Origin of the sequence: Sphingomonas sp. dw_22 (genome assembly GCF_018449795.1) — a bacterium.
In the GTDB taxonomy this organism is placed as follows: Bacteria; Pseudomonadota; Alphaproteobacteria; order Sphingomonadales; family Sphingomonadaceae; genus Sphingomonas.
The window spans coordinates 17593-36286 of sequence record NZ_JAAVVE010000017.1; the positions used below are offsets into that span (position 1 = coordinate 17593).

General features: G+C 66.4%; 17 protein-coding genes. 9 read left to right on the forward strand and 8 right to left on the reverse strand.

The window, feature by feature from the left end; translation table 11 throughout:
- Positions 1 to 41 precede the first annotated feature (41 nt).
- From HB724_RS09810 to HB724_RS09825, 4 genes are all read right to left on the reverse strand, one after another.
- Positions 42 to 521 carry a glutathione peroxidase gene (locus tag HB724_RS09810; RefSeq protein WP_213980750.1) on the reverse strand — a complete coding sequence of 160 codons (480 nt, stop codon included), beginning with the start codon at positions 519 to 521 and terminating at the stop codon, positions 42 to 44.
- Positions 522 to 532: 11 nt separating this feature from the next.
- Positions 533 to 1237, reverse strand: coding sequence for an ABC transporter ATP-binding protein (locus tag HB724_RS09815; RefSeq protein WP_213980751.1), 705 nt, complete (start codon positions 1235 to 1237; stop codon positions 533 to 535).
- Positions 1230 to 2480, reverse strand: a complete 1251-nt coding sequence (locus tag HB724_RS09820; RefSeq protein ID WP_213980752.1) for a lipoprotein-releasing ABC transporter permease subunit — start codon at positions 2478 to 2480, stop codon at positions 1230 to 1232. The genes HB724_RS09815 and HB724_RS09820 overlap by 8 nt, the downstream gene beginning before the upstream one ends.
- Positions 2481 to 3046: 566 nt before the next feature.
- Positions 3047 to 5515, reverse strand: coding sequence for a TonB-dependent receptor (locus HB724_RS09825; RefSeq protein ID WP_213980753.1), 2469 nt, complete (start codon positions 5513 to 5515; stop codon positions 3047 to 3049).
- A gap of 247 nt (positions 5516 to 5762) precedes the next feature.
- Between HB724_RS09825 and HB724_RS09830 the strand changes: the two genes are divergently transcribed.
- Positions 5763 to 6233 carry an Hsp20 family protein gene (locus tag HB724_RS09830; RefSeq protein ID WP_213980754.1) on the forward strand — a complete coding sequence of 157 codons (471 nt, stop codon included), beginning with the start codon at positions 5763 to 5765 and terminating at the stop codon, positions 6231 to 6233.
- Positions 6234 to 6435: 202 nt separating this feature from the next.
- On the opposite strand, the gene HB724_RS09835 is transcribed toward HB724_RS09830, so the two are convergent.
- The 3 genes from HB724_RS09835 to secG form a co-directional block, all read right to left on the reverse strand.
- On the reverse strand, positions 6436 to 7071 hold the full coding sequence (locus HB724_RS09835) for a peptidylprolyl isomerase (RefSeq protein ID WP_256731435.1): 636 nt from the start codon (positions 7069 to 7071) through the stop codon (positions 6436 to 6438).
- Between the two features lie 14 nt (positions 7072 to 7085).
- Positions 7086 to 8717 (reverse strand): CTP synthase, encoded by a 1632-nt coding sequence (locus tag HB724_RS09840; RefSeq protein WP_213980755.1) that lies wholly within the window; start codon positions 8715 to 8717, stop codon positions 7086 to 7088.
- 108 nt (positions 8718 to 8825) lie between these two features.
- A complete protein-coding gene (secG, locus tag HB724_RS09845; protein ID WP_213980756.1) occupies positions 8826 to 9227 on the reverse strand; it encodes a preprotein translocase subunit SecG in 402 nt (133 codons plus the stop codon).
- A gap of 224 nt (positions 9228 to 9451) precedes the next feature.
- Between secG and HB724_RS09850 the strand changes: the two genes are divergently transcribed.
- From HB724_RS09850 to eda, 8 genes are all read left to right on the forward strand, one after another.
- Positions 9452 to 9805, forward strand: a complete 354-nt coding sequence (locus tag HB724_RS09850; protein ID WP_213980800.1) for a MarR family transcriptional regulator — start codon at positions 9452 to 9454, stop codon at positions 9803 to 9805.
- Between the two features lie 118 nt (positions 9806 to 9923).
- Positions 9924 to 10115, forward strand: a complete 192-nt coding sequence (locus tag HB724_RS09855; protein WP_346344708.1) for an SH3 domain-containing protein — start codon at positions 9924 to 9926, stop codon at positions 10113 to 10115.
- Complete coding sequence (argC, locus tag HB724_RS09860) at positions 10112 to 11053, forward strand: N-acetyl-gamma-glutamyl-phosphate reductase (protein WP_213980758.1); 942 nt, start codon at positions 10112 to 10114, stop codon at positions 11051 to 11053. Before HB724_RS09855 ends, argC begins: the two co-directional genes overlap by 4 nt.
- Before the next feature lie 81 nt (positions 11054 to 11134).
- On the forward strand, positions 11135 to 12592 hold the full coding sequence (gene zwf, locus HB724_RS09865; RefSeq protein ID WP_213980759.1) for a glucose-6-phosphate dehydrogenase: 1458 nt from the start codon (positions 11135 to 11137) through the stop codon (positions 12590 to 12592).
- Between the two features lie 52 nt (positions 12593 to 12644).
- On the forward strand, positions 12645 to 13352 hold the full coding sequence (pgl, locus tag HB724_RS09870) for a 6-phosphogluconolactonase (protein WP_213980760.1): 708 nt from the start codon (positions 12645 to 12647) through the stop codon (positions 13350 to 13352).
- Positions 13352 to 15175: a phosphogluconate dehydratase gene (edd, locus tag HB724_RS09875; protein ID WP_213980761.1), complete on the forward strand. Its 1824-nt coding sequence runs from the start codon at positions 13352 to 13354 to the stop codon at positions 15173 to 15175. Before pgl ends, edd begins: the two co-directional genes overlap by 1 nt.
- A gap of 121 nt (positions 15176 to 15296) precedes the next feature.
- Positions 15297 to 16265, forward strand: a complete 969-nt coding sequence (locus tag HB724_RS09880; protein ID WP_213980762.1) for a glucokinase — start codon at positions 15297 to 15299, stop codon at positions 16263 to 16265.
- A gap of 17 nt (positions 16266 to 16282) precedes the next feature.
- Positions 16283 to 16873: a bifunctional 4-hydroxy-2-oxoglutarate aldolase/2-dehydro-3-deoxy-phosphogluconate aldolase gene (gene eda / locus HB724_RS09885; protein WP_213980801.1), complete on the forward strand. Its 591-nt coding sequence runs from the start codon at positions 16283 to 16285 to the stop codon at positions 16871 to 16873.
- Between the two features lie 47 nt (positions 16874 to 16920).
- Here the strand turns inward: eda and HB724_RS09890 are convergent, their stop codons facing one another.
- A complete protein-coding gene (locus HB724_RS09890; RefSeq protein WP_213980763.1) occupies positions 16921 to 18687 on the reverse strand; it encodes a cellulase family glycosylhydrolase in 1767 nt (588 codons plus the stop codon).
- Positions 18688 to 18694 lie beyond the last annotated feature (7 nt).

The following is an 18694-nucleotide window of genomic DNA, read 5'->3' on the forward strand; positions in this document are numbered from 1 at the left end:
GTTTTTGTGAGCGCTGTCCTCAACTCTAACTGTCGATCTGCCTACAGCAGCTTTTCGATCGCGCTCTCGATGTCCTTGGGCGCCGTGGTCGGCGCATAGCGGTCGACGACCTTGCCCGAGCGATCGACCAGGAACTTGGTGAAGTTCCACTTGATCGCCTTGGAGCCGAGCAGGCCCGGCGCCTCCGCCTTCAGACGCTCGAACAAGGGCGCAGCATCGGCGCCGTTGACGTCGATCTTGGCGAAGACCGGGAAGGTCACGTCATAGGTGAGCGAGCAGAAATTCGCGATCTCGGCGGCGTCGCCCGGCTCCTGCCCGCCGAACTGGTTGCAGGGGAAGGCCAGCACCGCGAAGCCCTGGTCCTTATGGGCGCGGTAGAGTTCCTCCAGCCCGGCATATTGCGGGGTGAAGCCGCATTTGGACGCCGTGTTGACGATCAGCAGCACCTGGCCATCATAGGCCGAAAGGTCGGTTTCGCCGCCATCGGCGGTCTTCACGGGAATCTCTGTTACCGCGCTCATATTGCCCTCTCCTATTCCAGCCGCCCCTCATGCAGCCGTACCACGCGGTCCATCCGCGCGGCGAGGCGTTCGTTGTGCGTGGCGATGAGCGCGGCCGAACCTTCGCCGCGGACCAGCGTCAGCAGTTCCTCCAGCACCTTGTCGGCGGTCGCCTCGTCGAGATTGCCGGTGGGCTCGTCGGCGAGCACCAGCGCCGGGCGGTTGGCGAGCGCGCGGGCGACCGCGACGCGCTGCTGCTCGCCGCCCGAAAGCTGGCTGGGCCGGTGCGTCAGGCGCTGGGCGAGGCCGAGCACGGTCAGCAGATGCTCGGCGCGGGCATCGGCCTCGGCGCGGGTGGCGCCGTGGATCATCTGCGGCAGCACGACATTCTCGAGCGCGTTGAAATCGGGCAGCAGGTGATGGAACTGATAGACGAAGCCCAAGCTGTCTCGGCGCACCTCGGTGCGGCCCCCGGCGGGGAGCTGCGAGGCTTCCTTGCCGGCGATGCGGATCGATCCCTGGAAGCCGCCTTCGAGCAGGCCCACAGCCTGGAGCAAGGTCGACTTGCCCGAGCCCGAGGGGCCGAGCAGCGCGACGATCTCGCCGGGCTGGACGTCGAGATCGACGCCGCGCAGCACCTCGATCACGACCTCGCCCTGCTTGAAGCTGCGCTTCAGGCCGCGCGTCTGGAGGACAGGCTCAGCGCCGTTCACCGCGCGTTCCTCAAAGCTACTCATAACGGAGCACCTGGACGGGATCGGTGCTCGCCGCCTTCCACGCAGGATAGAGCGTGGCGAGGAAGGCGAACAGCAAGGCCATCAGGCAGATGGCGATCGTCTGGAACGGATCGGTCCGGGCGGGAAGCTCGGTCAGGAAGCGCATTTCGGGATCCCATACCTTCTGCCCCGTCACCAGCCCGATGAAGGTGACCACTTGCGCGCGGAAGGTGATGAAGAAGAAGGCGAGCACGGCACCCGCCGCGACCCCCAGCGCACCGATGGTCGTGCCGACGGTGACGAAGATCCGCATCAGCCCGCCGCGCGTCGCGCCCATCGTCCTGAGCACCGCGATGTCGCGGGTCTTGGCGCGCACCAGCATGATGAGCGACGAGACGATGTTGAACGAGGCGACCAGCAGGATGATCGACAGGATCGTGAACGAGACGATGCGATCGACCGACAGCGCCTCGAACAGCTCGCGGTTCATCTGGCGCCAGTCGGTGAGCTGGCCGAGGCCGTCGACCTTGTCCTGGAGCGGCGCCATGATCTCGCTCACCTTGTCCGGATTGACCGTGTCCACCCGGATCATGCCGACCGCGTCGCCGAGCAGCAGCAACGTCTGGGCATCCTCCATCGGCATGATGATGAACGCCTTGTCGTAATCATAGACGCCGACCTCGAAGATCGCGGCGATGCGATATTTGACGATCCGCATGTTGGTACCGAAGGGCGTGGCGACGCCCTGCGGATTGATGATCGCGATCTCGCTGCCGATCGTGGCACCCAGCGATTCGGCCAGCCGCGATCCGATCGCGATCTGCTCGCTGCCCGGGGCCAGCCGGTTGAGCGAGCCCAGGACTTCCTTGCCCTTGAGCGTCGGGTTGTTGCGGATGTCCTCCACCCGCATGCCGCGGACCAGCGCGAACTCGACCCGGCCGTTGTAGCTGGCGAACAGCGGCTGCTCGATCAGCGGCGTGGCGCTGGTGACGCCCGGCGTGCGCTTGACCTCGTCCAGCAGGTTCCGCCAGTCGCGGAGCTGGCTGCCATAGCCCTGGATCACGGCATGGCCATTGAGCCCCGAGATCTTGTCGAACAGCTCGGCACGGAAGCCGTTCATCACGCTCATCACCACGATCAGCGCGGCGACGCCGAGCATGACGGCGACCAGACTGAATCCGGCGACGACGGCGATAAAGGCTTCGCTGCGCCCCGGCAGCAGATAGCGGCGGGCGATCATCCGCTCGTAGCGCGAAAGTAGCATGGCGCTGCTCTAGGCCAGTACGGCACCGGCTGGCAATGCGGTGCGCCGGATTTCGGGCGGGCGACCAGATGTTGCCGATTCAACACAGGGTGCGACCAATCTGTTCACGCCGGATGCAAAGCCGATGACAAAAGCTGCACGCCCACGTAGCAAATCCCTGTCGAAGCGCAGGCAGCAAAACGGCCGTGGTTCGGGGAGGGTCTCAGCCCCGCTTGCAGGCAAGTGCAAGCGCGTGGGCGGGATCTGACAAAGGGGGCTGACGAGCATTCGTCACGCAGGCGGCCGGGTTGGAAACAGCCCGGCCGTTTCGCGTTTTGGGGATGGCTGGGGCTTGGCAATCGGCCCTCTTTCTCGTCACCCCGGCCGAAGTGCCGGTGGCCACTCATCCGCGAACGAACCCCTCTCACCTCCAGTGGCTCTCCCAGCATCCCGGTGGACCCCGGCACTTCGGCCGGGGGGACGAAGTAAATCGGTACTCCCCCAAAAACGAAGAGGGAGGCGGTACGGGCTCCGCCTCCCTCCCCTAACCTCCCCCGGCCATGGCGAGAGGCTAGCTTGTGCGACGATCAGAACGACTTGCTGATCGTCAATCCATAGGTCCGCGGATCGCCGGGCTGGCCGACGACGAGGCCGGTGCTGCCCGACTGGGTCGAGAGCAGTTCGAAATAATGCTGGTCGAAGGCGTTGCGGACCCAGCCATAGACGTTCAGCCGATCGTCGGTACGGAAGCCCAGGCGGAAGTTCGACAGCGAATAGCCATCGATCCAGGTATAGGCCGAGGGCGACGGGTTCGACGAGAAGCGCGAGCGATAGCTGCCGTCATAGCCGAGATAGACCTCGCCCGATGCACCGAACAGCCTGGCCGGCACGTTATACTCGCCGCCCGCGGAGAAGGACCATTTCGAGATTCCGGGCAGCACCTGGCCCGAGATGTCGCAAAAGGCGGGGCTGTAGGACGGGTTGGTCGCGGTGCCCGGCTGTCCCGCGGGACTCGCCGGATGGGTGGCGTCGGCAGTCGTGCCGCCGGAAAGCTCGGGCGGGCACGGCGCGTCCTTGAACTTCGCATATTTGGCGTCGGTATAGGCGCCGTTGACATAGGCGTTGAAGCGCCGGCTCGGGCGGAAGCTGCTGTCGAACTCGATGCCGCGCACGCGCACCTTCTCGGCATTGGCGAGATAGCCGCGGATCACGCCGAGCTGGCCGTTGGTGACGGTCGCCTGGTAATCGTCGATCTCGGTCCAGAAGCCGGCGAGGTTCAGCGTCACGCGGCGATCGGCGAACTGGGTCTTCAGGCCGATCTCGTAATGGTTGACCTTCTCGGGCTTGACCGTGGCCGAGCTCAGGATCGGGTTGTTGTTGCCGTCCAGCGGCAGGCCCGACAGGTTGATGCCGCCCGATTTGAAGCTGCGCGCATAGGTGGCGTAGCCGTGGATATCGCGGGAGAAATCATAGGACAGCGTGAAGTCGCCCGACACGTTCCAGTCGCTGAACCGGGGATCGTAGCTCTGCGGCGCGAGCACGCCGCGCTGATCGCTGTTGAGCGTGGTGCTGCCCGTGCCGGTGGTGACCACCGAGACATAGGAGCCGCTCTTCTTGTCGTAATTGACGCGCAGGCCCGGCTGGACGTGCAGCCCGTCGATCACCTGCCAGTTGAGCTTGCCGAAGACCGCGAAGCTGGTGTTGTCGAAGCCGATCGTGTTGGTCGAGGTCAACCCGTCGAGCACAGCAGGGTTCTGGGCATTGGCGCTGGTCGGGTTGAGCAGCCAGCGGCTCGCCGCCGATCCCTGGACCTGCGAGCCCTGGGTATCGATCGTCTGGTGGAAGAAGAAGGCGCCGACCGTGTAGTCGAGGCGGTTCGCGCCGTTCGAGGCGATGCGGATCTCCTGCGAGACCTGCTTCTGCTGCGACGGGTTCTGCGAGACGGTGGTGATCGGCAGGCCGATGAAGTCGCGATCGTTCGCCGGCAGCCAGTCCCAATAGCGCCAGGCGGAGACCGAGGTGATCGTCGCGCTGCCGATATCCCAGTTGGCGACCAGCGAGGCGCCGCCGATCTCCTGGCGCGAATTCAGCTCGGCATCGAGATCGGTCTTGCGATCGAACGGATCGAAGCTGGGCGGCGTATAGCCGAAGGCCGCCGCGAGCCCGGGCGGGCCGCCATATTGGCGGTTGAGCGGCCGCTGGGTCGTGCCGACCCGCGCATAATATTGGACGCAGCACATCGGGTTCTGGCGATTGAAGTCGCCCGACAGCGTCAGGTCGAGATTGGGCGTCGCGTTCCACAGCAACTTGCCCCGAGCGCCGAAATTGCGCTGGCGGTGGAGATCGTCGCCGGTGAGGACGTTCTCGATCGTGCCATGCCGATAAGTGCCCGAGGTCGAGATGCGGAACGCCAGATTCTCCGACAGCGGCCCCGAGACCGAGGACTTGGCCTGCAGGAAATCATAATTGCCCGCGCTCAGCTCCAGCCGCGCCTCGGGCGTGAAGCTGGGCGCCGCCGTGGTGATGTTGACCGCGCCGGCCGTGGTGTTCTTGCCGTAAAGCGTGCCCTGGGGACCGCGCAGCACCTCGACCCGGTCGACATCGACGAAATCGAAGGTCGAGGCGCCGATGCGGCCGATATAGACGCCGTCGACATAGAAGCCGACGCCCTGCTCGATGCCGTCATTGGTGAGACCGAACGGCGCGCCCAGGCCACGGATGTTGATCGCCGAGTTGCGCGGGTTGCTCGAATAGAATTGCAGCGTCGGCTGCGATTGCTGGAGGCGGTTGAGGTTGAACGCGCCGCTATCGGCAAGCTGCTCGCCGCTCAGCACGGCGACGGCGATCGGCACTTCCTGCGCGCGCTCCTCGCGGCGGCGGGCGGTGACGACGATCTCGCCATTGTCCTGGGCGGTCGGGGTTGCCTGCGGGTCCGGGTCCGGGTCCGGATCTTCCCTGGCGGCGATCACGGGCGGATCCTCCGGCGCCGGAAGCGGCACGGCGGTAAGCGGCGAAACGCCGGCCATCAGCAACAACCCAAGCGAAGACAGGCTCATCTACATCCCCTTATTTATGCCCACCAATCTCCACTCATTTGGTGTGAATTAGCGAGCAAGGAGATGTTTAGGAAGCCGTAGCTCCGGTTGCCGGGCGCAATCGGCGCGCGTTCCGCCGCACTTGAAAGGCTGAAATCCGCCACCCAGATTGAGGTCGCACGGCGCCATCCGGGTCGTGCATCGCGGCGCCGCGAATATCCGGGCGCCCGAGTCAGACGTTCAATTTGCTCATGTGGAGGCTTTGAAAATGCGTCAGTTCGATTTTACTCCGTTCCGCCGTTCGGCCATCGGCTTCGATCGCCTGTTCGACTTGCTCGAAACCAGCGCGCGCCAGGCCGGCAGCGAGAATTACCCGCCCTTCAACCTCGAGCGCGTCGCCGACGACCGCTATCGGATCACGATCGCCGTCGCCGGCTTCAAGAACGACGAGATCGACATCACCGCGCAGCAGAACCTGCTGCTCGTGAGCGGCAGGAAGGCGAGCGAGAACGAGAACAACCAGGGCTCGTATTTGCATCTCGGCATCGCCAATCGCAGCTTCGAGCGCCGTTTCGAGCTTGCCGATTTCGTCCGCGTCGAGAGCGCGAACCTGGCCGACGGCCTGCTCACCATCGAGCTGGTCCGCGAGGTTCCCGAGGCGATGAAGCCCAAGAAGATCGCCGTGAATACCGGCAGCGCGCCGACCGCGATCCCGCATCGCGACGCCGAGGCCGCGTAACCACGGCAGCACTCGCGGCGCCTTCCTCCCTTTGGGTGCCGCTGCAGCAGGGGCGTCCGGACTTCGGTCCGGGCGCCCTTTGCTTTGCGCCAAAGAAAAAGGGGGAGGGAAGTCGCCTCCCCTCCCCCTCAATCTAGGGCTCGCATTTTCTATCTAGAGCGAAGTTCGCTGTTTTTCAGTAGTTTCGAGTGTATTTTTACGATCAGCGCGGCGGGCCGATCAGCCAGGGCCTGGGGCGGCCGGTGGGTCGCGCCGGGCCGTCGAGCCGTTCCGCGCGGAGGATGCGCACCGGCTGGAGGATCATCTGGCCGCGCATCGCCTCGCGGCCGCCGCCGGTGGGCATCGCCAGGATGCGCTTGACCACGTCCATGCCGGCGACCACCCGCCCGAACGCCGCATAGCCGCGGAAGCTGCCGCGCGCGTCGAGCGTCGGATTGGCGCCGACCATGATCGAGAAATTGCCGTTCGCCGCGTCGGGATTGATCCCGTGCGCCATCGAGATGACGCCGTCGAGGTGGCGAATGCCGGTCCGGTCGGTCGGCTCCAGCGGCAGCGGCTCGAGCATCCGGCGCGCATCGGTGCCGATGCCGCCCTGGATGAAGCCGAACTTCGGATCGCCGGTGCGCCGCGCCGAGCGGTAGAAGAGCGTCCCCTCGAACCGGCCGTCATCGACATAGGCCAGGAAGTTCGCGGTGGTCTTCGGCGCCCGCTTCGCATCGAGCGCCAGCACGATGTTCCCGGCGGAAGTCACCAGCCGCACCCGAACCATGCCGGGGATCGGCCGGTCCTGCGGCGCCGCGTTGGACGCGAGGAACAACCCCAGCAGGGCCAGGACCAGCGCGCGCACGGACGTCAGACCAAGCGCGAGTGCTTGACCGCCGCCTCGATGAAGCTCGCGAACAGCGGATGCGGATCGAAGGGCTTGGACTTGAGCTCAGGATGGAACTGCACGCCGACGAACCAGGGATGGTCCGGCCGCTCGACGATCTCGGGCAGAGTCCCGTCGGGCGACATGCCGGAGAAGACGAGCCCGCCCTGCTCCAGCACGCCCTTATAGGCGGTGTTCACTTCGTAGCGGTGGCGATGGCGCTCGCTGATCGAATCGGAGCCGTAGATCGAAGCGACGACGCTGTTGCCCGAGAGCTTCGCCGGATAGGCGCCGAGCCGCATCGTGCCGCCCAGATCGCCGCCTTCCTCGCGGGTCTGGAGCCCCTCAGCGGTCATCCATTCGGTAATCATGCCGACCACCGGTTCGTCGGTAGGGCCGAATTCGGTGGTGGACGCATCCTTCACGCCCTGTTCGCGCGCGCCCTCGATGCAGGCCATCTGCATGCCCAGGCAGATGCCGAAGAACGGCACGCTGCGCTCGCGGGCGAAGCGGACGCCGGCGATCTTGCCCTCGCTGCCGCGCTCGCCGAAGCCGCCGGGCACCAGGATGCCGTGCATCGGCTCCAGCCGGGCGGTGACCTCCGCCTCGTCCTGCTCGAACAGCTCGGCGTCGAGCCAGCGGATATTGACCTTCACCCGGTTGGCGATGCCGCCATGGACCAGCGCCTCGTGCAGCGACTTATAGGCATCGGGGACGCCCATATATTTGCCGACAACGCCGATCGTGACCTCGCCCTCGGGATTGTCGAGCCGGGCCATGATGTCGACCCAGCGATCGAGCCGGGGCGGCTCGCCGGGATCGATGCCGAAGGCACGCAGCACCTCCGAATCGAGGCCCTCGCGGTGATACTGCATCGGCACGGCATAGATGCTCTTGGCGTCGAGCGCGGGAATCACCGCCGCTGTGGGCACGTTGCAGAACTGGGCGATCTTGGCGCGCTCGGTCGCGGGCAGCTCGCGCTCGGAGCGGCAGACCAGCACGTCGGGCTGGACACCGAGCGAGGCAAGCTCGCGCACGCTGTGCTGGGTCGGCTTGGTCTTGAGCTCGCCGGCGGCAGAGATGAACGGCACCAGGGTCACATGGATGCTGACGGTCTGGCCGCGGCCCAGATCGTTGCGGAGCTGGCGGATCGCCTCGATGAAGGGCAGCGACTCGATGTCGCCCACCGTGCCGCCGATCTCGCACAGCACGAAATCCAGATCCTCGGTCTCGTCCTGCGCGAACGCCTTGATCGCGTCGGTGACGTGCGGGATCACCTGGACGGTGGCGCCCAGATAATCGCCGCGCCGCTCGCGCTCGATGATCGTCTTGTAGATGCGCCCCGAGGTGACGTTGTCCGACTGGCGCGAGGCGACTCCGGTGAAGCGCTCGTAATGGCCCAGATCCAGATCGGTCTCGGCGCCGTCGTCGGTGACATAGACCTCACCATGCTGGTGCGGCGACATCGTGCCGGGATCGACGTTGAGATAGGGATCGAACTTGCGGATGCGGACCCGATAGCCTCGAGCCTGGAGCAACGCCGCGAGGCTTGCCGCCATTAGACCCTTGCCGAGCGAGGAGACCACGCCGCCGGTGATGAAGATATACCGCGCCATGGGAGAAAACGCCTAACGTGATTGGACATGCACCGGCAAGCGCTTGAATCCGCGCCGGCACATTATTTTTTGTAAAATCGCCTTCAGGGATTTGAAGGCAACGCGCGATTACTGGTTGAACGGAACCTGCGAGTTGCCCGGCGCCGCGCTGTTGGCGGGTGCGGCGGCACCGGCCGGAGCAGCGCTGTTGCCGCCGGCACCGAAGGGCACCTGGCCCGGAACGGTCAGCGGAGCCGTGGACACCGGCGCGGCCTTGCGCTGGAGCGAGCTGTCGATCGTCGCCGAATGGCGAGTCGCGGCCATCACGGCCAGCACGATGCTCATCAGGATGAACAGTCCGCCCAGGATCGACGTGGCCCGCGTCAGGAAATCCGCGGCGCCGCGCGCCGACATCAGGCCCGAGGGGCTGCCGCCCGTGGTGAGCCCGCCGCCCTCCGAACGCTGCATGAGGATCACCACCACGAGCAACGCGGCGATGATGAACTGAACGACGAGCAGGAAAGTGAACATGAAGATCCGGGGCCTGTTGCGGAAAGGCGCGACATAGGGGAGCAGCCTCCTTGGATCAACCTGCCGGCCTGCTTCGGTGCATATGATGCCGAAAAGCCACAATTTCGACCGCATCCGTAACATTTCGCCACCGCACTGAAACCTAGCGGCCCGCCGCGCGTTAGTGCGTGCGATCCCGATGCGTGTTGGGATCGCAACTGGGGTGAGCGGAAGCCGTGAACGCGATGGGCGAGAAGTCTCTATCTTCCTGGAAAAACACGCTGATCGACTATGTTCGCTCAGGAGAACCCGATCTGACCAATCGGCAGATGGCGCTGCTGATGCTCGTCTATCTCGATCCCGGTCCCCATACGGTGCGCGGACTGGCGCGCGCATTGAACGTCTCGAAGCCCGTAGTCACCCGAGCCTTGAACAGACTGGGCACGCTCGGCTATCTGCGCCGCCAACGCGACGATAGCGACAAACGAAACATCTTCGTAGCGCGTACCGCTGAAGGGGCAGATTTTCTTGCAGAATTCGGGCATTTCCTCGCGGGCGACCATCTCAGTCACCCCGTCGCCCACCGGGCCAACGCGTAAGCGCTTCTCCCTCAAGGGACGTTCGATCGCGATCGATCCGCGGGTCGATGCCGTGCGTCGCGATTTGGCGGACGTGCGTCTGGCGGATCGCGTCTTCGCTCCCCATTATGCAGCTCCTATGCCCAGAATGCTTTCCTCGGCGACCGCACTGCGCGCGGCCGCGCCTGCCGATTCGGACGTGATCGCCCAGCTTTCCGCCGGCGGCGTCTTCGAAGTGCTGGAACTTGCCGGCGGCAACGCCTGGGGCGTCGCGCGCGGACCCGGGCTGGTCGGCTATATCGATGCCGGCGCATTGGGAGGCGCGGCATGAGCGCCCGCGTCTTCATCGACGGTGCGGCCGGAACCACCGGCCTGGAGATTCGCGAGCGGCTGGCCGGGCGCAGCGAGATCGAGCTGCTCGTGCTCGACGATGCCGCGCGCAAGGATGCCGCGAAGCGCGAGGAAGCGCTCAATTCGGCCGATTTCGTGATCCTCTGCCTGCCCGACGACGCGGCACGCGACGCCGTGGCGATGATTCGCAGCGAGCATGTCCGCGTGATCGACGCATCGACGGCGCACCGCGTCGCGCCCGACTGGGTCTATGGCTTTGCCGAGCTGGAGCCCGGCCAGGCGGCGGCAATCGCCGAGGCGGCGCGGGTGAGCAATCCAGGCTGCTATCCCACCGGCTTCCTGGCGCTGGTCCGTCCGCTGATTCGCGCCGGGCTGATCCCGCACGACTTCACGCTGACCGCCAATGCCGTGTCGGGCTATTCGGGCGGCGGCAAATCGATGATCGCCGAGTTCGAGAACCGGGACTCGCCGACCTTCACCGAGACCGCGTTCCGCGCCTATGGTCTGCCGCTCGCGCACAAGCATGTCGCTGAGATGCAGAAGCACGCGCGGATCGAGCATCCGCCGATCTTCCTGCCCTCGGTCGTGCGGGCCTATCGCGGCATGGTGGTCGAGGTGCCCCTGCCCCTCCACGCTTTCACCCGCCGCCCGTCGATCGAGGCATGCGAGAACGCGCTGCGCGAGGCGTATAAGGATTCGCCGGTGGTGCGGGTGCTATCCGCCGATGCCTCGACGGTGACGATCGAGGAGGATGCAGGGACCGATCGGCTGTCGCTGCGCGTCTTCGGCAATGTCGAGACCGGCCAGGCACGGCTGATCGCCACGCTCGACAATCTCGGCAAGGGTGCGGCCGGCGCGGCGGTGCAGAATCTCAACATCATGGCGGGCCTCGATCCGGTGGCGGGGCTGGTTCTTTAAACCGGCCTTTGCCGCGCACCGGCTTGATCTTTGCCGCCCATTGGTGTCGAGCGTTCGCAGAACAACGACGAGAGGCGTTCGATGCATCAGGCCGTAGGCAAATTGCTGCTGTTCGGAGCAACCGGCGATCTCGCCCAGCGGATGCTGCTTCCGTCGCTCTACGCGCTCCATGCCGACGGGTTGCTGCCCGCCGGCCTGACGATCACCGGCACCGCGCGCTCCGATCATGACGATGCAGGCTATCGCGAATTCGCACGGCACGCGCTCGATGAATTCCTTCCTGCCGACCGCAAGGATGACAGCGCTGTCGGAAGCTTTCTCGAAAGGCTGAGCTATCAGCCGCTCGATGCCGGGCAGACCGAGGGCTTCGCCGCGCTGAAGGACAAGCTGGGCGACATTTCCGGCGGGCTGGCGATCTTCCTGTCGACCGCGCCCTGGCTGTTCGGCCCGACGATCAAGGGGCTCGAAGCGGCGGGCCTGACCGGATCGAACGTCCGCATCGGGCTGGAGAAGCCGCTGGGCCGCGACCTGCAATCGAGCCGCGAGATCAACGACATCGTCGCCGAGGCCTTCCCCGAGGACCGCACGTTCCGCATCGACCATTATCTCGGCAAGGAGACGGTGCAGAATATCCTGGCGCTGCGCTTCGGCAATTCGCTGTTCGAGCCGGTGTGGAACGCGCAGGGGATCGACCATGTACAGATCACCGTCTCCGAGACGGTGGGGCTGGAGGGCCGCGCAGGCTTCTACGACGAGACGGGCGCGCTGAGGGACATGGTGCAGAACCATATGCTCCAGCTCGTAGCCCTGATCGCAATGGAGCCCCCCGCCCGCTTCGACGGCACCGCGATCCGCGACGAGAAGGTGAAGGTGTTTCGCTCGCTGCGGAAGATCAGTCCGCAGGAGGCCACGCACCTGACGGTCACCGGCCAATATGGCGGCGGCGCGGTAAAGGGCGAGATCGTCCGCGACTATGCGACCGACCTGGAGAAGCCCTCGAACACCGAGACCTTCGTCGCGATCAAGGCGCATGTCGACAATTGGCGCTGGCAGGGCGTGCCCTTCTATCTGCGCACCGGCAAGCGGCTGGGTGAGCGGCGCTCCGAGATCGTCATCCAGTTCAAGCCGGTGCCGCATTCGATCTTCGCCGATCGCGGCGGCATGCTCCAGCCCAACACGCTCATCATCCGCCTCCAGCCCGAGGAATATGTGCGGCTGCTGGTGATGGCCAAGCAGCCCGGGCTCGACCGCGACGGCGTGCGCCTGCGCGAGGTGCCGTTGAACCTGAGCTTGGAGAACGAGTTCGCCGGCACCCGCCGCCGCATCGCCTATGAGCGGCTGCTGCTCGACCTGATCGAGGGCGATCCCACGCTGTTCGTCCGCCGTGACGAAGTGGAGGCCCAGTGGGAATGGGTGGACGGCATCCGCGCCGGCTGGGAAGCGAACGACATGAAGCCCAAGCCCTATGCCTCGGGAAGCTGGGGCCCGTCTGCCTCGGTGGCGCTCACCGAGCGCGACGGGGTGACATGGCACGAATAAGCGCCAGGGCCCATATCGCGGCCGGCGGCACAACAAATACCAAGGAGTTGAAATGACGACCGAAATCGAATGGTGGGACTATGACGATGCCGATGAGATGGCGGACGCCGTCGCAGGCGACGTGCAGTTCATCATCGAGAGCGCACTCGACGCCCGGGGCGCCGCCGTGGTCGCGCTGGCGGGCGGCAAGACGCCGCTGCCGATCTACGAGAAACTCGCCAAGGCCAAGCTCGACTGGAAGCGCGTGACGATCGTCCCCGGCGACGACCGCATCGTGCCGCTCGGCGATCCGCTGTCCAACGTCACCGCGATCGGCAAGATCTTCATCCCCAAGGGCGCGCGCGTGATCCCGCTCGTGAGCGCCACCGCGCCCGACTACAAGGCCGCCGGCCGCGCCGCCGATGCGCTGCTGCAGGACGTCCACTGGCCGCTCGACCTGTGCCTGCTCGGCGTGGGCAATGACGGCCATGCCGCGTCGATCTTCCCCGGCCCTGATTACGACGAAGCGCTCAACGGCCCCAAGGAGCGCCGCGCGCTGGGCGTGATGCCCGATCCGCTTCCCCCGGAAGCGCCGGTCGCCCGCGTGACGCTCAGCCGCGAAGCCATCGTCAACGCCCGCGCGTTGATGATCGCGATCACCGGACAGCAGAAGCGCGACGTGCTCGAAAGCGCCATCGATCAGGGCGCATCGTCCAACTATCCGGTCGGCCGCATCCTCGCCGACGTCGAGCTGCCGGTCGATATCCACTGGAGCGCCTGATGGCCACTCTCCACCCTGAAATCGCCGCCGTCACCGATCGCGTCGTCACGCGCTCGAAGGAGCGCCGCGCGGCCTATCTCGCGCTGATCGACCGCGAGCGCGAATCGGGCAACGATCGGCCGAAGCTGGGCTGCGCCAACCTGGCGCACGCCTATGCCGGCACGGACGAGCAGCGCGAGCAGTTGAAGGGCGGGCAGTCGATGAACATCGGCATCGTCACATCCTACAACGACATGCTCTCCGCCCATGCGGTCTATTATCGCTATCCCGAGCAGATGAAGCTCTGGGCGCTGGAGGCCGGCGCCACCGCGCAGGTGGCCGGCGGTGTGCCGGCGATGTGCGACGGCGTGACCCAGGGCTATCAGGGCATGGAGCTGTCGCTGTTCAGCCGCGACACGATCGCGCTCTCCACCGCGATCGCCCTCTCCCACCGCACCTTCGAGGGCGCGGCTTTGCTCGGCATCTGCGACAAGATCGTGCCGGGGCTGCTGATGGGCGCGCTGCGCTTCGGCCATTTGCCGATGGTGCTGATCCCGGGCGGCCCGATGCGATCAGGGCTTGCCAACAAGGAGAAGGCCGCGGTCCGCGAGCGCTATGCCGAGGGCAAGGTCGGTCGCGCGGAGCTGCTGGAGGCGGAGATCGCCGCCTATCACTCCAAGGGCACCTGCACCTTTTACGGCACCGCCAATTCGAACCAGATGATGATGGAGGCGATGGGCCTCCACATGCCCGGCGCCGCCTTCGCCAATCCGGGCACCAAGCTGCGCCAGGAGCTGACCCGCGCCGCAGTCCACCGCCTCGCCGAGATCGGCTGGAACGGCAACGATTATCGCCCGATCGGCCATGTCGTCGACGAAAAGGCGATCGTGAATGCCGCGATCGTGCTGCTCGCCACCGGCGGATCGACCAACCACCTGATCCACGTCCCCGCCTTCGCCCGCGCGGCGGGGATCGTGATCGACTGGGACGATTTCGACCGCCTCTCGCGCGCCGTGCCGCTGCTGACGCGCGTCTACCCCAACGGATCGGCGGACGTGAACGGCTTCGAGGATGCCGGCGGCCCCAGCTTCGTGATCCGCGAGTTGCTCAAGGGCGGGCTGATGCACGGCGACACGGTGACGGTCGCCGCAGAAGGCATGACCGCCTATGGCCGCAAGCCGGGGATCGAGGACGACAAGCTTGTCTGGCACGACCTGCCGGAGAAAAGCGGCGACGAGACGATCATCCGCACGATCGACGCCCCCTTCTCGGACGAGGGCGGCTTCCGCATCCTCAAGGGCAATCTGGGCCGCGCCTGCATCAAGGTGAGCTCGGTCGATCGCGACCGCTGGACGATCGAGGCCCCGGCGCGGGTCTTTGCCGACCAGGGCGAGGTCCAGACCGCGTTCCAGGCCGGCGAGCTCGACCGCGACGTAGTGGTCGTCGTCCGCTTCCAGGGGCCGAAGGCGAACGGTATGCCCGAGCTGCACAAGCTGACCCCGCCGCTCGGCGTGCTCCAGAATCGCGGCTTCCGCGTGGCGCTGGTCACCGACGGCCGTATGTCGGGCGCATCGGGCAAGGTGCCCTGCGCGATCCACCTCTCGCCCGAGGCATTGGGCGGCGGCCCAATCGGCAAGGTGCGCGACGGCGACATGATCCGCCTGTGCGCGGAGGAAGGCGTGCTCCAGGCGCTGGTCGATCCCGCCGAATGGGCCGCGCGCGAGCAATGCGCCGCGCCGCCCCCCGCGATAGGCACCGGCCGCGAGCTGTTCGGCATGCTGCGCATGCATTGCGACGAAGCGGAGCTGGGCGCCTCGGCCATGCTCGCCGAGGCCGGCCTCTAAACGAGGAAAATCGCCCCTTCGCCGCGCTCCCCTTTACTTATCGGCGAAGCGCGGGAAGAAGGGCTCCGCATCGACTGCCAACGTTGACAGGGCGGCGAACCGGTAGAGGATCAGAGGTCACATGGAAGTCGTCGCGGTCGATATCGGAGGGACGCACGCCCGCTTTGCCGTAGCGGACGTGGCGGACGGCCGGGTCGTCTCGATGAGCGAGCCGATGACCCAGAAGGTCGCCGAGCATCCCAGCCTCCAGCTCGCCTGGCTGGCCTTTGGCGAGGCGCTGGGCCGCCCGCTGCCCAGCGCCGCCGCGATCGCCGTCGCCTCGCCGATCAACAGCGAGCTCATCAAGCTGACCAACAATCCCTGGATCATCCGGCCGCAACTGATTCCCGAACGGCTGGGCGCGGACACCTGGACTTTGGTCAACGATTTCGAGGCGATCGGCCACGCCGTCGGCCAGTTCGGCGACGACGCCTTCGTGCATCTCTGCGGCCCCGAGCAGCCGCTGCCGGCGCTGGGCTCGCTCACCGTCTGCGGCCCGGGCACGGGGCTCGGCGTCGCGCAGGTCTTCCGCCACAAGGCGGGCTACAGCGTCATCGCCACCGAAGGCGGCCATTCGGACTTCGCGCCGCTCGATCCGATCGAGGACGCGCTGGTGAAGCGGCTGCGCAAGACCTATCACCGCGTCTCCAAGGAGCGCGTGGTCGCCGGGCCGGCGATCGTCTCGATCTACGAGACGCTGGCGGAGCTGGAGGGGCGCCCGGTGCAGCGGCTCGACGACAAGCAGATCTGGGCGATGGCGCTGGAGGGGCAGGACAGCCTGGCCGTCGCCGCGCTCGATCGCTTCTGCCTGAGCCTCGGCGCGGTGGCGGGAGACCTGGCACTGTCGCATGGGCCGAAGGGCGTGGTGATCGCGGGCGGTCTGGGCTTGCGTTTGAAGGACCAATTGCTGCAATCGGGCTTCGGCGAGCGTTTCGTTGCCAAGGGTCGCTTCCGCAACCTGATGACATCGATTCCCGTCAAGCTGATCACCCATCCCCAACCGGGCCTGTATGGCGCAGCCGCCGCCTTCGCCCAGGAGCACGCGCTTTGAACGACATCGAGACGATCATGCGCACCAGCCCGGTGATCCCGGTCCTGGTGATCGAGGACGCCGCCACGGCGCGTCCGCTGGCCGAGGCGCTGGTGAAGGGCGGCCTGCGCGTGCTGGAAGTGACGATGCGCACGCCCGCCGCGCTCGATGCCATCCGCGAGATGAAGCAGGTGCCCGGCGCGATCGTCGGCGCGGGTACGGTGGTGAACACCGAGCAGTTCGAGCAGGTGATGAAGGCCGATGCCGAGTTCATCGTCTCGCCGGGCCTCACCGAGCGGCTGGGCGACGCGATCGTCGGCAGCGGCGTGCCCTATCTGCCGGGCACCGCGACCGCCGGCGACATCATGCGCGGGCTCGACCTGGGGCTGACGCACTTCAAGTTCTTCCCGGCCGAGACTTCGGGCGGGCTCAAGGCGCTCAAGGCGCTGGCGGCGCCCTTCTACCAGGCGAAATTCTGCCCGACCGGCGGCATCACGCTGGCAACAGCGCCGGACTGGCTGGCGTTCGATCCGATCCTGTGTGTCGGCGGAAGCTGGGTCACGCCCAAGGGCGCCAGCATCGAGCAGGTCGAGACGCTGGCCCGCGAAGCGGCGGCGCTGCTTCGCTGAAAACTCCTTCGTCATCCCGGCGAAGGCCGGGGTGACGGTTGTTGGGGTCAGGAACCGGCCGCAGCCACTTCCAGCCCCTTCACTTCGCAATCCGCGCAATTCTCCGCCTTGAGCACGAGCCGGTTGTTGCCCTGAAGCATTTTCACCGCAGGCACGCGCAGCGTCTGCCATCCTGTACCCGCCAGCAGCGTGAGAGTCACCGGCGCGCCGCCGTTGAGCGAGAGCGACAGCGTGCCGCCCGCCCTGCCCCGCCCCGTGACGGTCAGCGCCCGCGTCCCCGCCCGGTCGAGGTCGAGCGTGTACTGCATCCACTCACCCGTCTGGAAGCTGGCGACATAGGGCACGCCGTCCGCCTCGCGCGCCACATCCACGCCGTCGTTGCGATAGGTCAGCCCGCTGTTCCAGGTCACGCGCTCGCCACCAGTCGCGACATAGTAGTTGGCGTCCTCGCGATCGGCATAGGCGATGCCTGCCGGCCCCAGGTCGTAATCGACCGCAGCGATCGCGAACGCCTCCGCCCCGACGTGGTTCGCCTTGAACGGCCGCGCCTCATCGGCATGGGGCAAGCGGAACATCGCGTCGATCACATCGGGGTGGAAGATATTGTTCTCGAAACGCACGTCGTGCTCGGCGAGCCGCATCAACGCCGCTTCGGCGGCCTTGGCATCGGGTTTCGGCCCCTTGCCCAGCCACCAGGCGACCAGCGCGTCCCAGCCCGGATTCGCGTCGACCTGCAGCGGATTGTTATAGCGGATCTTCTTGAGCGGCCACCACGACCAGCCAATGCCCTGATCCTCCACCAGCCGGATCGCGTCGCGGAACCAGACGTTCGAATTCTCACCCGATTCGCCCAGCCATAAGGGCACGCCCAGCCTGTCGCGCAGCGCCAGATAGGGCGCGATCGAAGCCGCGTCGTTGCGGTTCCAGTATTTGTGGAAGCTGAGCGTCAGATTGGCGTCGAGCGGCTTCTCCTGCCCGCCATAATTATTGCCCCAGCAATTGCCCTCGATCACGATCATGTGGCGCTTGTCGACGGATCGGATCGCGGCGATCAGCTCGCGGTAGAAATCCCAGAGCTGGGCATTCTTCGTCGATTTGCAGCCATGGCCGTCCACCGGCCCGTCAAAGTCCCAGTTCGGCTCGTTGAGGATGTCATAGGCGCCGATGCCGGGTTCATCGGCATAGCGCCCGGCGAGCCGCTTCCACAGCGCCACGGTCTTGCGACGATTCTCGGCGCTGTCCCACAGCGAAGGCTTCGAAGGATCGCGATCGGCGATCGGCAGGTCGTTGCCCTGCCCGCCCGGCGCGGCGTGCAAATCGAGGATCAGGAACATGCCGTTGGCGCGGGTCCACTCCAGCAACCGGTCAACCCGCTCGAAGCCGCTCTCGATCCACGTGTCCCTGCCCGCCACCGGCTCCTTCTCCACCGGCAAGGTGAAGAGATTGTAGTGCATCGGCAGCCGCACCGAGTTGAAGCCCCAGCGCGCCATGGCGTCGATGTCCGCCTTGGTGATGAAATTGTCGAGCCATGCGCGATAGAAGCGATCCGCCCCCTTCTCGCCGATCGCCCCGGCGATGTGGCGGCGGATGACGTGCTGCTGGCCTTTCTCCAGCTCGCCCAGATCGAGCATATAGCCCTCCTGCAGCATCCAGCCGCCCAGCCCCATGCCGCGCAGGAGCACCGGCCGGCCTTCGCTATCGACGATCCGCGTGCCCTCGGCGCGCAGAAAGCCCCGATCCTGCGCATGACCCGCCGGCGCCAGAGCCAGCAATCCCGCCGCCATCCCAGCGGCAACTCCGAGCGCGCGCTTCATCCTCATC

What these genes read in the sequence shown, in the direction of transcription:
- HB724_RS09810 (WP_213980750.1), bottom strand. Translation starts at nt 521, where the DNA reads ATGAGCGCGGTAACAGAGATTCCCGTGAAGACCGCCGATGGCGGCGAA.
- HB724_RS09815 (WP_213980751.1), bottom strand. Translation starts at nt 1,237, where the DNA reads ATGAGTAGCTTTGAGGAACGCGCGGTGAACGGCGCTGAGCCTGTCCTC.
- HB724_RS09820 (WP_213980752.1), bottom strand. Translation starts at nt 2,480, where the DNA reads ATGCTACTTTCGCGCTACGAGCGGATGATCGCCCGCCGCTATCTGCTG.
- HB724_RS09825 (WP_213980753.1), bottom strand. Translation starts at nt 5,515, where the DNA reads ATGAGCCTGTCTTCGCTTGGGTTGTTGCTGATGGCCGGCGTTTCGCCG.
- HB724_RS09830 (WP_213980754.1), top strand. Translation starts at nt 5,763, where the DNA reads ATGCGTCAGTTCGATTTTACTCCGTTCCGCCGTTCGGCCATCGGCTTC.
- HB724_RS09840 (WP_213980755.1), bottom strand. Translation starts at nt 8,717, where the DNA reads ATGGCGCGGTATATCTTCATCACCGGCGGCGTGGTCTCCTCGCTCGGC.
- secG (WP_213980756.1), bottom strand. Translation starts at nt 9,227, where the DNA reads ATGTTCACTTTCCTGCTCGTCGTTCAGTTCATCATCGCCGCGTTGCTC.
- HB724_RS09850 (WP_213980800.1), top strand. Translation starts at nt 9,452, where the DNA reads ATGGGCGAGAAGTCTCTATCTTCCTGGAAAAACACGCTGATCGACTAT.
- HB724_RS09855 (WP_346344708.1), top strand. Translation starts at nt 9,924, where the DNA reads ATGCCCAGAATGCTTTCCTCGGCGACCGCACTGCGCGCGGCCGCGCCT.
- argC (WP_213980758.1), top strand. Translation starts at nt 10,112, where the DNA reads ATGAGCGCCCGCGTCTTCATCGACGGTGCGGCCGGAACCACCGGCCTG.
- zwf (WP_213980759.1), top strand. Translation starts at nt 11,135, where the DNA reads ATGCATCAGGCCGTAGGCAAATTGCTGCTGTTCGGAGCAACCGGCGAT.
- pgl (WP_213980760.1), top strand. Translation starts at nt 12,645, where the DNA reads ATGACGACCGAAATCGAATGGTGGGACTATGACGATGCCGATGAGATG.
- edd (WP_213980761.1), top strand. Translation starts at nt 13,352, where the DNA reads ATGGCCACTCTCCACCCTGAAATCGCCGCCGTCACCGATCGCGTCGTC.
- HB724_RS09880 (WP_213980762.1), top strand. Translation starts at nt 15,297, where the DNA reads ATGGAAGTCGTCGCGGTCGATATCGGAGGGACGCACGCCCGCTTTGCC.
- eda (WP_213980801.1), top strand. Translation starts at nt 16,283, where the DNA reads ATGCGCACCAGCCCGGTGATCCCGGTCCTGGTGATCGAGGACGCCGCC.
- HB724_RS09890 (WP_213980763.1), bottom strand. Translation starts at nt 18,687, where the DNA reads ATGAAGCGCGCGCTCGGAGTTGCCGCTGGGATGGCGGCGGGATTGCTG.